Source organism: Robertmurraya beringensis (genome assembly GCF_042433785.1).
GTDB lineage: Bacteria > Bacillota > Bacilli > Bacillales > Cytobacillaceae > Robertmurraya_A > Robertmurraya_A beringensis.
Genome location: NZ_JBHLUU010000128.1, coordinates 59,997 through 75,288, shown reverse-complemented (window position 1 = coordinate 75,288; position 15,292 = coordinate 59,997). Strand labels below are relative to the sequence as shown.

At 39.6% G+C, this 15,292-nt stretch carries 18 protein-coding genes and 1 riboswitch; all 18 genes read right to left on the bottom strand.

Annotated features, from left to right (window positions below; genetic code table 11):
- Window positions 1-20: 20 nt before the first annotated feature.
- The 18 genes from sufB to ACFFHF_RS24070 all read right to left on the bottom strand — a co-directional run bounded on the left by sufB (window position 21) and on the right by ACFFHF_RS24070 (window position 15,276).
- Window positions 21-1,418, bottom strand: a complete 1,398-nt coding sequence (gene sufB / locus ACFFHF_RS24155; protein ID WP_160546266.1) for a Fe-S cluster assembly protein SufB — start codon at window positions 1,416-1,418, stop codon at window positions 21-23.
- Window positions 1,419-1,462: 44 nt separating this feature from the next.
- Entirely contained in the window at window positions 1,463-1,900 is a 438-nt protein-coding gene (gene sufU, locus ACFFHF_RS24150; RefSeq protein ID WP_160546267.1) for a Fe-S cluster assembly sulfur transfer protein SufU, read from the bottom strand.
- Window positions 1,890-3,119, bottom strand: a complete 1,230-nt coding sequence (locus ACFFHF_RS24145) for a cysteine desulfurase (protein ID WP_377059242.1) — start codon at window positions 3,117-3,119, stop codon at window positions 1,890-1,892. The genes sufU and ACFFHF_RS24145 overlap by 11 nt, the downstream gene beginning before the upstream one ends.
- A complete protein-coding gene (gene sufD / locus ACFFHF_RS24140) occupies window positions 3,119-4,429 on the bottom strand; it encodes a Fe-S cluster assembly protein SufD (RefSeq protein WP_160546269.1) in 1,311 nt (436 codons plus the stop codon). Before sufD ends, ACFFHF_RS24145 begins: the two co-directional genes overlap by 1 nt.
- Before the next feature lie 16 nt (window positions 4,430-4,445).
- Window positions 4,446-5,231: a Fe-S cluster assembly ATPase SufC gene (sufC, locus tag ACFFHF_RS24135; protein WP_160546270.1), complete on the bottom strand. Its 786-nt coding sequence runs from the start codon at window positions 5,229-5,231 to the stop codon at window positions 4,446-4,448.
- 257 nt (window positions 5,232-5,488) lie between these two features.
- Window positions 5,489-5,701 (bottom strand): YuzK family famiily protein, encoded by a 213-nt coding sequence (locus ACFFHF_RS24130; protein ID WP_377059241.1) that lies wholly within the window; start codon window positions 5,699-5,701, stop codon window positions 5,489-5,491.
- 167 nt (window positions 5,702-5,868) lie between these two features.
- A complete protein-coding gene (locus tag ACFFHF_RS24125) occupies window positions 5,869-6,240 on the bottom strand; it encodes a carboxymuconolactone decarboxylase family protein (protein ID WP_377059240.1) in 372 nt (123 codons plus the stop codon).
- 115 nt (window positions 6,241-6,355) lie between these two features.
- Window positions 6,356-7,204: a MetQ/NlpA family ABC transporter substrate-binding protein gene (locus ACFFHF_RS24120; protein ID WP_377059239.1), complete on the bottom strand. Its 849-nt coding sequence runs from the start codon at window positions 7,202-7,204 to the stop codon at window positions 6,356-6,358.
- Window positions 7,205-7,217: 13 nt separating this feature from the next.
- Window positions 7,218-7,886, bottom strand: coding sequence for an ABC transporter permease subunit (locus tag ACFFHF_RS24115; protein ID WP_160546273.1), 669 nt, complete (start codon window positions 7,884-7,886; stop codon window positions 7,218-7,220).
- The gene (locus tag ACFFHF_RS24110; RefSeq protein ID WP_160546274.1) at window positions 7,879-8,904 is read right to left on the bottom strand and encodes a methionine ABC transporter ATP-binding protein; all 1,026 of its coding nucleotides are present in this window, start codon (window positions 8,902-8,904) and stop codon (window positions 7,879-7,881) included. Before ACFFHF_RS24110 ends, ACFFHF_RS24115 begins: the two co-directional genes overlap by 8 nt.
- A 178-nt stretch (window positions 8,905-9,082) precedes the next feature.
- Window positions 9,083-9,188: riboswitch (SAM riboswitch) on the bottom strand.
- A gap of 105 nt (window positions 9,189-9,293) precedes the next feature.
- The gene (locus ACFFHF_RS24105; protein ID WP_377059238.1) at window positions 9,294-10,607 is read right to left on the bottom strand and encodes an O-acetylhomoserine aminocarboxypropyltransferase/cysteine synthase family protein; all 1,314 of its coding nucleotides are present in this window, start codon (window positions 10,605-10,607) and stop codon (window positions 9,294-9,296) included.
- Between the two features lie 21 nt (window positions 10,608-10,628).
- Window positions 10,629-10,979, bottom strand: a complete 351-nt coding sequence (locus tag ACFFHF_RS24100; RefSeq protein ID WP_160546276.1) for a hypothetical protein — start codon at window positions 10,977-10,979, stop codon at window positions 10,629-10,631.
- 244 nt (window positions 10,980-11,223) lie between these two features.
- Window positions 11,224-11,529, bottom strand: a complete 306-nt coding sequence (locus tag ACFFHF_RS24095) for a thioredoxin family protein (protein ID WP_160546277.1) — start codon at window positions 11,527-11,529, stop codon at window positions 11,224-11,226.
- A 14-nt stretch (window positions 11,530-11,543) separates the two neighbouring features.
- Window positions 11,544-11,900, bottom strand: a complete 357-nt coding sequence (locus ACFFHF_RS24090) for a toprim domain-containing protein (protein WP_160546278.1) — start codon at window positions 11,898-11,900, stop codon at window positions 11,544-11,546.
- Window positions 11,901-12,028: 128 nt separating this feature from the next.
- A complete protein-coding gene (locus ACFFHF_RS24085) occupies window positions 12,029-12,268 on the bottom strand; it encodes a YusG family protein (RefSeq protein ID WP_160546279.1) in 240 nt (79 codons plus the stop codon).
- A 297-nt stretch (window positions 12,269-12,565) separates the two neighbouring features.
- Complete coding sequence (gene gcvH / locus ACFFHF_RS24080; protein WP_340905296.1) at window positions 12,566-12,949, bottom strand: glycine cleavage system protein GcvH; 384 nt, start codon at window positions 12,947-12,949, stop codon at window positions 12,566-12,568.
- 35 nt (window positions 12,950-12,984) lie between these two features.
- Window positions 12,985-13,347, bottom strand: coding sequence for an arsenate reductase family protein (locus ACFFHF_RS24075; protein ID WP_160546280.1), 363 nt, complete (start codon window positions 13,345-13,347; stop codon window positions 12,985-12,987).
- Between the two features lie 144 nt (window positions 13,348-13,491).
- Window positions 13,492-15,276, bottom strand: a complete 1,785-nt coding sequence (locus ACFFHF_RS24070; protein WP_377059237.1) for an acyl-CoA dehydrogenase FadE — start codon at window positions 15,274-15,276, stop codon at window positions 13,492-13,494.
- Window positions 15,277-15,292: the final 16 nt, after the last annotated feature.

The following is a 15,292-nucleotide window of genomic DNA, read 5'->3' as shown; positions in this document are numbered from 1 at the left end:
GTGAACGTTTCCTTTATTTCTTAACCGATTGAACCTTCCATTTCGAACTTGATTAGACGGTTCATTTCAACTGCGTATTCCATCGGAAGTTCTTTCGTAAATGGTTCAATAAAGCCCATTACGATCATTTCTGTTGCTTCTTCTTCTGAAATACCACGGCTCATTAGATAGAACAATTGCTCCTCAGAAACCTTTGAAACCTTCGCTTCATGCTCTAAAGAGATGTTGTCGTTTAAGATTTCGTTGTAAGGAATCGTATCTGAAGTAGACTGGTTATCCATGATTAGTGTGTCACACTCAATATTCGCACGTGCTCCGTCCGCTTTACGTCCAAAATGAACGATTCCACGGTACGTTACTTTTCCACCTTGCTTCGAAATCGACTTCGAAACGATCGTAGAAGACGTGTTAGGAGCTAAGTGAATCATCTTCGCTCCAGCGTCTTGGTGTTGACCTTTACCAGCAAGTGCAATAGATAATGTCATTCCACGAGCACCTTCACCCTTCAGGATTACTGCTGGGTATTTCATTGTCAACTTAGAACCGATGTTTCCGTCAATCCATTCCATTGTTGCGTTTGCTTCACAAACCGCACGCTTTGTAACTAGGTTAAACACGTTATTTGCCCAGTTCTGGATCGTTGTATAACGGCAGTAAGCATCTTTTTTGATAATAATTTCAACAACCGCACTATGAAGGGAGTTCGTAGTGTAAACAGGTGCTGTACAACCTTCTACATAGTGTACGTGTGCGCCTTCATCAACAATGATTAGTGTACGCTCGAACTGCCCCATGTTTTCAGAGTTGATACGGAAATAGGCTTGAAGTGGAGTTTCTACCTTTATACCTTTTGGTACATAGATGAATGATCCACCTGACCATACAGCCGAGTTTAATGCAGCAAATTTGTTATCCGTTGGAGGAATCACTTTTGCCCAGTGCTCACGGAAGATGTCTTCATTTTCACGAAGGGCAGAATCCGTGTCCTTAAACACAATTCCTAAGTTTTCAAGATCTTCCTGCATGTTGTGATAGACAACCTCTGACTCGTACTGAGCAGATACACCTGCTAAGTATTTTTGTTCAGCTTCAGGAATACCTAGCTTATCAAATGTTTGTTTAATTTCTTCAGGAACTTCATCCCAAGAACGTTCTGTCTTTTCAGATGGTTTTACGTAGTACGTAATTTCATCAAAATTTAATGCCGCTAAATCTCCACCCCATTGTGGCATTGGCATATTGTAAAAATGCTCAAGTGATTTCAAACGGAAATCAAGCATCCATTGTGGCTCTTGCTTCATTTTTGAGATTTCTTCCACGATTTCACGTGTTAATCCACGCTTCGAGCGGAAGATAGACACATCTTTATCGGCAAAGCCATATTTGTAATCACCGATTTCAGGCGCTTTTTTAGCCATTGTCGTGTTCCTCCATTCGTAGGAGCATGCGTTTATGCTACCCCTTATTGTTGTTCTTCTTTAATGCCCTTTTCCATTGCTTTCCATGCTAGTGTCGCACACTTAATTCGCGCTGGAAACTTGGAAACGCCTTGTAACGCTTCTATATCACCTAAGTCTAGGCTATCATCGTATTCCTTGCCTTGCATCATTTGGGAAAACACTTCCGATAACTGTAATGCTTCGTCAAGTTTTTTTCCTTTGATGGCTTGCGTCATCATGGAAGCAGATGACATAGAGATGGAGCAGCCTTCTCCTTCAAATTTCGCGTCCCTTACGACACCTTCCTCGAGCTTAAGTGTAAGCTGAATCCGGTCTCCACATGTAGGATTATTCATGTTGATGGTTAGGCTATCGTTTTCTAAAACCCCTTTATTACGAGGGTTTTTGTAATGATCCATAATTACCTGTCTATAGAGGGTATCTAAATGATTAGAAGACATCGCTAAAATACTCCTTTGTTTTGATAAGCCCTTCCACAAGCTTATCAATCTCTTCTTCGGTGTTATACAGGTAAAAGCTGGCACGAGCCGTTGCAGAAGCCTTTAGCCATTTCATTAGTGGTTGTGCACAATGATGCCCAGCACGAACAGCTATCCCCTCTGCATCAAGCACGGTTGCCACATCATGCGGATGAACATCTTCAATATTGAAAGTAACTACTCCAGCACGAAGACCTGGGTCTTTCGGGCCGTATATCGTCATTCCTTCAATTTGTGATAACTTATCCATCGCATAAGCAGCTAACTTATGCTCGTGTGCTTCTATATTTTCTAAACCAATTTGCTCTAGGAAATCAATCGCAGCCCCAAGTCCAACAGCTCCCGCTATAATTGGAGTACCTGCTTCAAACTTCCAAGGAAGCTCTTTCCATGTAGATTCGTATAAATCTACAAAGTCGATCATTTCTCCACCTGTTTCAACTGGCTCCATTTTTTCTAGATGCTGCTTCTTTCCATAAAGAACTCCAATTCCAGTTGGTCCACACATTTTATGGCCTGAAAAAGCAAGGAAGTCACAGTCTAGATCCTGTACATCAATCTTCATATGGGGAGCAGCTTGGGCACCATCCACCACCATAATTGCCCCATTTTCATGAGCGATCTTGGCAATTTCTTTAATCGGGTTCATAACACCTAAAACATTTGAAACCTTCATCACGGACACAATTTTTGTATTAGAGGTAACGGTTGCTCTTACATCTTCTAGACTAATGGTTCCATCCACTTGAAGAGGAATGTATTTAAGTGTTGCACCGGTTTTCTTAGCTACTTGCTGCCAAGGAATAATATTCGCATGATGCTCCATAAAGGTGATCACAATTTCATCACCCTCACGAAGATTATCTAAACCATAGCTGTGGGCGACCATGTTTAATGCGGTAGTCGCTCCACGAGTGAAGATAATTTCTTCGGTAGATTTTGCATTAATAAACCTTCTAACCTTTTCACGTGCCCCTTCGTAAGCATCGGTTGCTTTTGTACCAAGTGTATGAACACCTCGGTGCACATTTGAATTGTATTCTTTATAATACTTTTCAAGCGTTTCGATAACCGAAACGGGCTTTTGAGAAGTTGCGGCGCTATCAAGATACACTAATGGTTTGCCGTTCACTTCTTGATGAAGAATCGGAAAGTGACTGCGAATATCTTGGATATTCATTATCTTACTTTCCTTTCGATAACTTCAACTAATTGCTTTTTCACGCCTTCGATTGGAAGCTCATTAACAACAGGAGCTAAGAAGCCATGAATGACAAGGCGTTCTGCTTCTGTTTTAGGAATTCCACGGCTCATTAGGTAGTAAAGCTGAAGTGGATCCACACGTCCTACTGAAGCTGCGTGTCCTGCCGTTACATCATCTTCATCAATAAGAAGAATTGGGTTAGCATCTCCACGTGCTTTTTCACTCAACATCAACACGCGTGATTCTTGCTCCGCATTTGACTTGGTTGCACCATACTCGATTTTTCCAATTCCGTTAAAGATAGAAGTGGCACTGTCTTTCGTTACACCATGCTTAAGGATTTGGCCATCCGTGTGTTTACCCCAGTGAACAACACTTGTTGTGAAGTTTTGTGTTTGCTCGCCACGTCCAACAGTTACCATTTTCATATCGCCAACAGAGCCATCTCCAACAAGGTTTGTTACGTTATCAGAAATAGTGTTGCCATCATTCATTAAACCAAGTGCCCACTCAATACGAGCATCACGTCCAGTTACTCCACGACGATTCACGTATGTCGTTACACCTTTTGCTAATGTATCAACTGCACCGTATTGAACCGTTGCGTTTGTCCCTGTAACTACTTCTGTAATGATATTGAAGATTGAATTAGCTTCTTCCACAGTTGAAATATAGTTCTCAACGTATGTGACAGAGCTATTGTCTTCAGCCACTACAAGAACATGGTTAAATACAGTTGCTTCTTTATCATCGTGGATAAATACAGCCTGAACCGGTGTTGAAACTTCAACATTTTTAGGAACATATAAGAATACTCCACCGTTCATAAATGCCGCATGAAGAGCTGTAAGCTTGTGCTCATCAACCTTTACACCGTCTTTCATGAAGTACTTTTGTAAAAGATCTCCATGCTCACGAGCTGCTGTAAAGATATCTACAAACACCACACCTTGATTTTTCAATTCTTCTGAAACAGAAAGAATTGTCGGGCGGTTATTGCGTTGAATGTATAAGGTTTTCTCGCCTTCTTCTGTACCGATCAATGATTTTACTTCGTCAGGAAGGTCAGCTAGTGAAGCATAATCTTCACTCTTAACGATATGCTTATCGAATTGAGTAAAGTTCCATTTTGTAATATTTGTTTTATCTGGTCTTGGAAGGGATAGGTTTTCAGCTGAGGCTAACGCATTTACGCGAAGTTCCGTTAACCAAGCTGGTTCACCCATCTCTTTTGAAAAAGAAGTCACATATTCCTTATCGAATGGTAATACGGTTTCTGTAGTCATGTCTGGTCCCCCTAACTTACGCTTCTTGCCCGACAGTTTCGTCCTCAATGCCAAGCTCTTTTTTAATCCAATCATATCCTTCAGCTTCTAAACGTTGAGCAAGCTCAGGGCCACCAGATTTTACAATACGTCCCTGCATCATTACATGAACAAAATCAGGTGTAATGTAGTTTAATAAACGTTGGTAGTGAGTGATCATTAAGCAACCAAACTCAGAGCTACGCATTTCGTTAATTCCTCTTGAAACAACCTTTAACGCGTCGATATCTAATCCAGAGTCGATTTCGTCAAGGATGGCAATCTTTGGCTGAATCATCATTAATTGTAGAATTTCGTTACGCTTCTTTTCTCCACCAGAGAACCCTTCGTTTAAGTAACGTTGAGCCATATCTGGATCCATTTCTAAAAACTCCATGTTTTTGTCCATTTGACGGATGAATTTCATTAAAGAAACTTCGTCTCCTTCTTCACGACGGCTGTTAATAGCTGAACGTAAGAAGTCCGCATTTGTTACCCCGCTAATTTCGCTTGGGTACTGCATTGCTAAAAATAGACCTGCACGAGCGCGCTCATCTACTTCCATTTCAAGTACATCTTCTCCATCAAGAGAGATTGAACCCGAAGTTACTTCATATTTAGGATGTCCCATAATAGCAGAAGACAAAGTAGATTTACCTGTTCCGTTAGGTCCCATGATTGCGTGGATTTCTCCACCTTTAATTTCAAGAGTTACCCCTTTTAGAATTTCCTTTTCATCGATTGACACATGTAAATCCTTAATGGATAAAGTTGATCCTGACATATCTATTACCTCCATAATTTGAAAGAAAATTAGTTATCTCTTAACTATAAAAACTTTATTTTCATTCTCATTTTATTCTCATTACAATCTTATAACAAATGAAATGTGATATCAACTCTTAAGAACCTGTTATCGAGCTATTACTTACCTATTTTTTTCTTCGACTATCTTTTCTATGTACGATACCATTTGCTCAACAGAAAAACCAGTGGAATTCTCCACTGGCTCACGAATTTCTTCTATAAATATATATGTTACTAGGCATGAACCCTACGATCCAAATCTGCAATCATCCTTTGACTTTGCAAATAATCTTGTTGCCTTACTTTTTCAATTTTCATTCTAACCTTATGTTTCCGACCGTAGGTTTCATATCCCACTCCATGAGCTGCATACATCGCCTTTTCCATCTCACACGTGTAGTTCAACCTTAGTTGACTAATAATGAATCCATCCCTTCCAACTATCACTTTTTTTCGACTTCTTTGGTCACATCTATCGTAACACAGGTTAAATCTTTGGAACAAAGCCGAAAAAACACGATATTTAAGGATGAGTACGAATAAGACTTTGTTAGAAAAACTCACCTTGTGGTTTCCATTCTTTTCTTGCTAAATCCTCTCGATAAGAGCTTAACTCACTGTTTTAATTGATTAAAATCATCCATCGTATTTTGTACAAGGGTAACAGCCTGGCTCATGGCACCGCCTCCACCAAAGGCTGCAGTTACACCAATCGCTTCAAGAATCTCTTGTTCGGTTGCGCCTTGGTCCAAGCATCCTTTCACATGGTAGATGATGCAATATTCATCCTGAGAATACAGGCTAATTCCCAGAGCAATTAGTTGCTTTTGTTTTTGAGTTAAGACTCCCTCTTTGAAGCATGCTTCTGTGAATGCATTAAAATGGCTAGCGATATCTGGCATTTTTTGAGTAAACGTACCAAGTCCTTGTTTATAATCATGTAGAGCTTCTTCACTCGGATTTCTTGCAATAAATCCTTGATCCATTTGTCCCACTCCAGTCTTTAAGTTATGTAGTATCACTTATGTTAGTATCCTTGAATTGAAACAAATTATTACACAAAAAAACAGATGCCCCTATAAGAGACACCTGTTTTTTCTATTATTCAGATACTGGTACTACAGCACCTTCGTATTTTTCAAGGATAAAGTCTTGGATTTCTTGTGAGTGTAGTACTTCGACTAAAGCTTTGATTGCTTCAGAGTTTTCGTCACCTTTACGAACCGCGATTACGTTCACGTACGGAGACTCTTTGTCTTCGATTGCAATTGAATCTTCAATTGGGTTTAGACCTGCATCGATCGCATAGTTCGAGTTGATAAGTACTGCATCACCTTCATCATTGTTAAAGATTTGTGGTAATAATGATGCTTCGTACTCTGTGTCAAAGTGAAGATTTTTAGGATTTTCTGCGATATCTTCAACTGTTGCTTCTACGTTATTAACGCCTTCTTTAAGAGTGATTAATCCCTCTTTTTCAAGCATAGTTAAAATACGACCGTGGTCTGCAACTGAGCTGCTCATGATGATATGTGCTCCTTCTGGAAGCTCTTCTAAGCTCTTGTACTTTTTAGAGTACACACCCATTGGTTCGATATGGATTCCACCCGCATTAGCAAAATCATAGCCATGTTCAGCCATTTGAGACTCAAGGTAAGGAATATGTTGGAAATAGTTTGCATCAAGATCACCAGACTCTAACGCTTGGTTAGGTAGGATATAATCTTGGAATGTTTCAATCTTTAATTCAATTCCTTTTTCCGCTAAAAGTGACTTTGCTTCTTCTAAAATTTCCGCATGTGGTACGTTAGAAGCTCCAACTACTAACTCAGTAGTTTCTGCTGTTTCTTCGCCTTCACCAGCGTTAGACTCATCTTCTTTTGCTGTACCGCAAGCTGCAAGAACTAGAGCAACTGCTAATGATAAAAATAAGCTTAAAAATTTCTTCATTTTTGTCTCTCTCCTATCTTTTGTCTAGTTTTGATGTTATAGAATCTCCAATAAATTGGATAATAAACACAATAATTAAAATGATGACTGTTGCTACCAAGGTGACGTCGCTACGACTTCTTTGGAACCCTTCCAAATACGCAAGGTTACCTAAACCACCCGCACCAATCACACCAGCCATTGCTGTATAACTCACCAAAGCAATAGCCGTAACCGTAATACCAGATACTAAAGCTGGCAGTGATTCAGGAATAAGCACCTTAAAGATAATCGTGCTTGTTTTAGCTCCCATGGATTTAGCCGCTTCAATAACTCCTTTATCAATCTCACGCAATCCGATTTCCACCATTCTCGCGTAAAAAGGAGCCGCACCTATAATTAATGCCGGTAAAGCGGCATTTTCACCAATCATCGTATCTAGTATAAGCTTTGTAAAAGGGATAAGAAGAACGATCAATATAATAAAGGGAATCGAGCGGAAGACGTTCACTACAGAACTGATCACTTTATTTACAATTGCATTTTCCCAAATATTACCTTTAGCTGTTAAAAATAATAAAAGTCCCAAAATTAATCCAAGAACAAATGTAATAACAACTGATATAGCTGTCATATAAAGAGTTTCATTCGTTGCCTCAATCATTTTTTCCCAGTTTACGTTTGGTAAAAGTGTCTCAAGCATTCGAAATCACCTCCACTCCAACCTGTTGTGACTCGATATACGCAATGGCCTTTGAAAGCTCTTCTTTTTCCCCATCTAAGTGGATGAAAAGCGTTCCGTAAGATCCATTTTGTGTTTGTGATATTTTCCCTTGCAGGATATTAACAGTCACATGGTAATGACGAATAAGATTGGTAATCAGCGGTTGCTCTGCTGCTTCTCCAACAAAGCCTAATTGAACAACCGTACCGTGCGGGTAAAGTTCTAATAAATGTTCAATCGTTTCCTTCGTTTCTTCAGGCTCTGTTACCTGCTGAACAAATCGTTTCGTAATTTCTTCCTTAGGGTTCTTAAATACATCAAGAACAGGACCGAGTTCAACGACCTTTCCACCTTCCATCACAGCTACACGATGACAAATCTTTCGGATTACGTGCATTTCATGTGTGATAAGGACAATGGTTAATCCTAAACGCTTATTAATATCAACTAATAGCTCTAGAATCGAATCGGTTGTTTGCGGATCAAGTGCAGATGTTGCCTCATCACAAAGAAGAACCTTTGGATTATTAGCAAGTGCTCTTGCAATTCCTACTCTTTGTTTTTGCCCTCCACTCAATTGAGATGGGTAAGCGTCTTCTCTTCCTTCTAATCCAACTAAACGAATAAGCTCGTCCACTCTTTTCATTCTTTGAGCTTTAGGAACTCCTGCAATTTCAAGTGGAAATGCAATATTTTCTCTAACGGTACGAGACCATAACAGATTAAAATGTTGGAAAATCATGCTTATTTCCTGTCTAGCTTTTCGAAGGCTACTACCTTTAATTTTCGATACTTCATTATTTGCTACGATAACGGATCCCACAGTAGGAATTTCTAACCCGTTGAGCATACGAATAAGCGTACTTTTTCCTGCTCCACTATAACCGATTACCCCGAAGATCTCTCCTTCAGTAATTTCTAGGTTTACATTATCTACAGCCGTTACTTTTCCTTGTCTTGAAGAATAAATCTTTTTCACATCTTTTATCGAGATCAAAGGTTTCTCCTCCTTCCATTTCCGATTATTCTGATAAAACTACATGGTATCATGCATCAAGAAAGCTCCATTACAACTTAGGTTCCATCATCCGTACCATTCCTATTCGAATGAGAGCTTTTTAGATGAACAAAAAAAACCTTCCTGCATGAGCAGAAAGGCAGAAACAGTTACCTTTCTCTCATCTATCAAAGCAATACGCTTTGTGTGAATTGGCACCATTTCAATAATTTGACGGTTGCCGGGCTTCATAGGGCACATCCCTCCACCTCTCTCGATAAGAGCTTATCAATCTATATGAAATTTATTTTGTAGTCTTAATCACGAGTGCTATCGTATCATGGAAAAATTGGAGTGTCAACGATAAAATTCGACAAAAATCTTATTGATTACACATTGCTTGTAAGTGAGGTTTTCCCTGTTGCCAATGTAATCGCTTGCTCTAAGTCTTCAACTAAATCCTCCACATTTTCAATTCCGATCGATAGACGAATTAAATCCTCTGGAACTCCTGCCGCTTTTAACCCCTCTGTGTCTAGCTGTTGATGAGTAGTGCTTGCAGGATGAATGACTAAGCTTTTTGCATCGCCAACATTAGCAACATGAGCCCAAAGCTTTAGACTATTTATAAACGTTGCTCCTGACACACGGCCTCCATCAATTCCAAAGACAACGATAGAACCTGCTCCTTTAGGTAAGTATTTCTTTGCAAGCTCAAAGTCTGGATGCTTTTGATTTCCTGGATACATCACCCAATTAACACCTGGATGCGCCTCTAAATACTCTACTACCTTTTCAGTATTTGCCACATGCTCCTTCATTCTCACATGCAAAGTTTCTAAACCAAGTGTGAATTGAAAGGCATTTTGAGGGCTTAATGCTGGACCTAAATCACGTAGCAATTGCACTCTAGCTTTTACAATATAAGCTGCAGCACCAATTGCCTCACTATATACAATATCATGATAACTTACATCAGGAGTTGTAAAACCAGGGAATTTAGACGAATTCCAATCAAACTTTCCGCCATCCACGATGATACCACCAAGAGTAGTCCCATTCCCTAATAACCACTTGGTTGCCGAATGAATGACAATATCTGCACCATGTTCGATTGGTCGGCATAAATAAGGAGTGGCAAAGGTATTATCGATTACAAGCGGAATACCTGCATCATGTGCAATCTTTGCAACCTTTTCGATATCCAAGATACGCAAACTTGGGTTTCCGATGGTCTCGGCAAATACCGCCTTTGTTTTATCTGTAATAGCTTGTTTAAAGTTCTCTGGATTAGTTGAATCCACAAACTTCACTTGAATCCCATATTTAGGGAGAGTTACTGCAAATAAATTATATGTACCACCATATAAATTAGAAGCCGCAACAATTTCATCTCCTGCTTCTGCCAAGTTGAGTATGGCCAGTGTAATTGCTGCCATTCCACTCGAAACGGCAAGCGCTCCGACTCCACCTTCTAATAGGGCCACTCTTTCTTCGAATACCGTAGTCGTTGGATTATGAATACGTGTATAAATATATCCAGGCTCAGCAAGTGCAAACAGATTAGCCGCATGCTCTGTGTCTTTAAATTGATAAGCATTATTTTGATAAATTGGTACCGCTCTAGCTCCTGTAACAGGATCTGGGCTTAATCCACCATGTACACCAAGCGTTTCTAACCGATACTTCTTCTGTTCTGACATTCCATTCCCTCCCATAAAACTTCAAATATTATTTACATACTTATATGGTTTTACTAGATAGAATAAGGTTTCTAAGTAAAGAGCTGTTCTAAAGGTTGCCTGTAAGGTAATTACATTTGATACGGTTGCTTGCCTTAGCTTGATCTCCCCACTGAGTAAGGAGATGATATGTTCCTTCTGTCCTTGGAGATATGCGTCAATATGATGATGATTTTCTTCGATTAACAGTTCAACGTTCCCTTTGTTTATATGGATAAAGAAGGTATCATCTTCGGATTGAATACAAATAACGACTGATGCCTTTCTTAAAAAAGGCAGTAAATGGCTTCGGCTATTCCATTCATTCACTGTTTTTTGTAAATGAAAAAGCAACGGTCTTCCCCCTCTCAACATCTAACTATATATATATTCCACTTGGAGAGAATCCTTACCTTTAATATTTCTTCGACAAATTTTCGAACATTTGTCAGGGGTACCTAACAAGCTTTATATCGAATGCTGTAATTAGAGTTCATTTCCCGAGAAATATGTCACTTTTTAAAATGAAGTTACTTTTGCTGTCGAAGGGATTCGGAAATCGACAAATAAAAAAAATCAGACAAAAAACGTCTGATTCCTATAAGGACTTTAAGCTTTCATATAAAAATGGTACCGATTGAAAAGCATAAATTTTCTTAACTAATTTGTTTTTCCTTATAACAAGTAAACAGGGAACAGACTCGATCGAATATTGCTCAGCTAATGCTGGCACAAAATTCAGATCAGCCTTTAACCAGTTATATTGTGGTAAAAGCTGTTCAACGACTGAGAGCATTTTTCCTGCTACCTGGCATGTACCACATAACGGTGTGTACAAGTAGAGAAAATTTGTTTCCTCCGCCGAGAAGAGTATTTCCCTGTTATTTTCAAGCAATTCTTGCATGTTGTTACTCCTTCTTACACTTTGTCTAAAAATTGCGTAAAGACATCGATGTTTGCCCCAAGCAGTACAGTAGCTAAATGATGTTCTGGTGCGGTAGCTACCTCCCTGTAGGTTCGATCGATGTATAAATGATCTGCTTCAGGAAACTCGCGTTTAAAAAGTCTTCGAAGCTTTTCTCCAGCTTCATCAGCATCAACAAGAATATAGACATCCTTTCCAAACAATTCATCAATGATTTCATCAAGCTTCGAAAGAGATATCGTTCCATTCGTACAAATAATGTCTACAGGCTCCTTAATAACCTTTTGCACCTTCTTTTTGTCTGACGTACCTTCTACAATAATTACTTTTTCAGGTCTCACTTCAGTCATATGCATCACCTGTGAACATGTTGTATTTTCTTTACTTTATTCATTATTCTCGAAAGAGGTGTACAATTCCTCTAACTATTTACGATTATAAAAAAATAAACAGCGGAAAGAAACCCGCTGTCCATGGATTAACACCATCCACCTTCATCACAATCTGTATATCTTGGTTCGTCACGAGATGGAGTGGATACCAGCTGAAAAATCTTCTCTCCAGCACTTTCAAAATGATGTTCAAGCTGAATATCACTTCCACTCGGTAAAGGGACCTTTCCGATTTGTTCATTTTCTAGATAAAGCACGATTTCACCATTTTGAAGCTTTCCGACAACACGGTCTGTAATATCTAATTTTCCTTGCTGCAAAGTCATGTTGTTAGCCATCCCTTTCTTTTCTGTTATACGTGTAGCATGCCCATGTTTGCTAGAAAAAAAAGAGACAATAAAGGCTGTTTTCGTAAAGGTTGTTTTGGAAAAATCCCAGAAGCCGGATTTTCCCCCGCATAACGCTGGGTTTATTGGTCTTTTTGGAAAGTAGCTCTTTTCTAAGGATGATAAAATCCTGACTGGCTGTTGAAACATATAGTTTATTTCCGAAAAAGTGTTATATAGCAACAATGTTTTAGAAAAGAGCCACAATAAAAGACACCTAGAAAGGTGCCTCATGTTTTAGTCTTCGTTAATCATTTCTTCATACTGCTCAGCTGTCATTAAGTTATCCACTTCACTAGCGTCAGATGGCTCAACAACAATCATCCAAGCTTTTTCATATGGTGACTCATTTACGAACTCTGGGCTGTCGTTTAAATCTTCATTTACCTCTACTACTTTTCCACTTACTGGAGCATAAAGTTCAGAAACCGTTTTAACAGATTCAACGCTACCGAATGGCTCATCAGCTGTTACAGTGTCACCTACTTCTGGAAGTTCAACAAAAACGATGTCACCAAGCTCCGATTGAGCGAAATGTGTAATACCGATACGAACGGTATTTCCTTCTGTTTTTACCCATTCATGTTCTTCAGAATAACGTAGATCCTTTGGTGTACTCACGATAAAACCCCTCCATAATATGTATTAATTGTTGGTTACTTTGTAAGCCATACTTTTTCATAGTCTGCTTCCTTAAAGCCAAGCGTTACTTTCTCTCCATCTGTTAACAGTGGGCGCTTGATTAACATCCCGTCCGAGGCAAGAAGCTCAAGAAGCTCGTCCTCTGAAGAAGTTGCTATTTTATCTTTCACACCAAGCTCACGATATTTTTGTCCGCTCGTGTTGAAGAATTTTTTCAATTCAAGTCCACTTGCCTTATAGTAGGATTCAAGTTCCGCTTTTGAAGGAGGCTGCTCTACGATATGTACCTCTTGATACTCAAGATTGTGAGAATCCAGCCATTTTTTCGCATTTCGACAGGTTCCACATTTCGGATACCAATAGAAGGTCAATGCCATGTTACCACCATCCTTTTATACTTTCAATTGCATATTAACATAATTAGATACAAATTCATAACTTTGACTACGAATTTTTTGGCGAATTTACTCGTTTGCGAATAAATCCCCCCTTCAAATAGATGAAGGGGGGATTCGCTCTAGTTATAGGACAAATTTTTCAGCTTCGATTAGTTTTTCTGAAGCTTCACGCTTTTTCGCAATGACGTTGATTGGTGTGTGTCTTGTAAATTTGCGAAGAGCGGAGATCATCATGCGCAATGCGTCACCTGTTTCTGTTGCGACAAGTGTTTCTTTTGCATGCTGCTCGATTTCGTTGAATGCTTCCTGACAGAAGATTTGTGTGTATAAAAGCTTTTGCTTGCTCTTTTCTACCCCGTCCTTAGCGATTGCTTTTTCTGTTCGTAGCACGGCTGATTCCATCGCATAAGCATTGGATACGATATCGGCGATGTTCACTAAGATTTCCTGCTCGCTCTCTAGTGCTTTGCCAAACTTTTGCGCCGCTAGCCCTGCTGCAAGAAGGCCGATTTTCTTCGCATTTTTCACTAAATACTTCTCTTGAGCAAGTGGCTCATCGCCTGGCTCTTCTGGCATAAGCATCATAAGCTCTTCTTGAAGGGCTTGTGCTTTTTGGAATAAAGGAAGTTCTCCTTTAAATGCTTTTCTTAAATACGTGCCAGGTACTAAAAGGCGATTGATTTCGTTTGTACCTTCAAAAATTCGGTTAATTCGAGAGTCACGGTACACTCGTTCAATTTCATACTCGCTCATAAAGCCGTAACCACCGTGAAGCTGTACCCCTTCGTCCGCAACATAATCCAACACTTCCGTCGCGAAGAATTTATTTAGTGAACATTCGATTGCATATTCAGCAATGGATGCTGCTACCGCTTTCCCATTTTTCACTTCTTCGTCCGATAGCTTGCTCATGCGCTCTTCAAAAAGTCCGACAGTACGGTAGACAGAGCTTTCAGCCGCATAGATTTTGGAAGCCATTGTTGCTAGTTTTTCTTTTGTTAAATTGAATTGAGATAGCTTTGTTTTAAATTGTTGGCGCTGATTCGTGTACTTCGTCGTAATTTCAAATGCAGCTTTTGAACCTCCGACGGCTCCCACCCCAAGCTTATAACGACCAATATTTAAAATGTTAAAGGCGATAATATGACCTTTTCCGTACTCTCCTAATAGGTTTTCAACCGGTACTTGAGCATCTTCTAAAATCAACGTACGAGTGGAAGAACTCTTAATTCCCATCTTCTTCTCTTCTGGACCAACAGACACTCCCGAAAACTCTCTTTCAACGATAAAAGCAGAGAAGTGCTCGCCATCGATTTTTGCATAAACAACAAACACATCGGCAAAACCTGCATTTGTAATCCATTGCTTTTCTCCGTTAAGAACATAATGCGTTCCTTCTGCATTTAAAACAGCCGTTGTTCTTGCCCCCAATGCATCTGACCCTGAGCCAGGTTCAGTTAATGCATAGGCAGCCAACTTTTCACCAGTGGCTAGTGTAGGTAAGTATTTTTGCTTTTGGTCTTCGTTTCCGAACAATACGATTGGCAATGATCCAATCCCCACATGAGCACCGTGTGAGATCGAGAATCCACCTGCACGAGACATTTTTTCAGCGATTAGTGCAGAGCTGATTTTATCAAGAGCCAAACCGCCATACTCTTCCGGAACATCAGCCCCAAGAAGACCGAGTTCACCTGCTTCTTTTAATAGCTTTACTGAACGATCAAATTCATGGTTTTCGATATGCTCCACTTGTGGGAGAACTTCATTCGTGACGAAATCCTCCGTCATTTTTGCAATCATTTTTTGCTCATCAGTATAATCCTCTGGAGTAAAGACTCGATCATAGGAAACATCTTCGATTAAAAAGCTTCCACCCTTAATTAATTTATCTGTGTGATTAGTCATCTTTTTTCCTCCATTT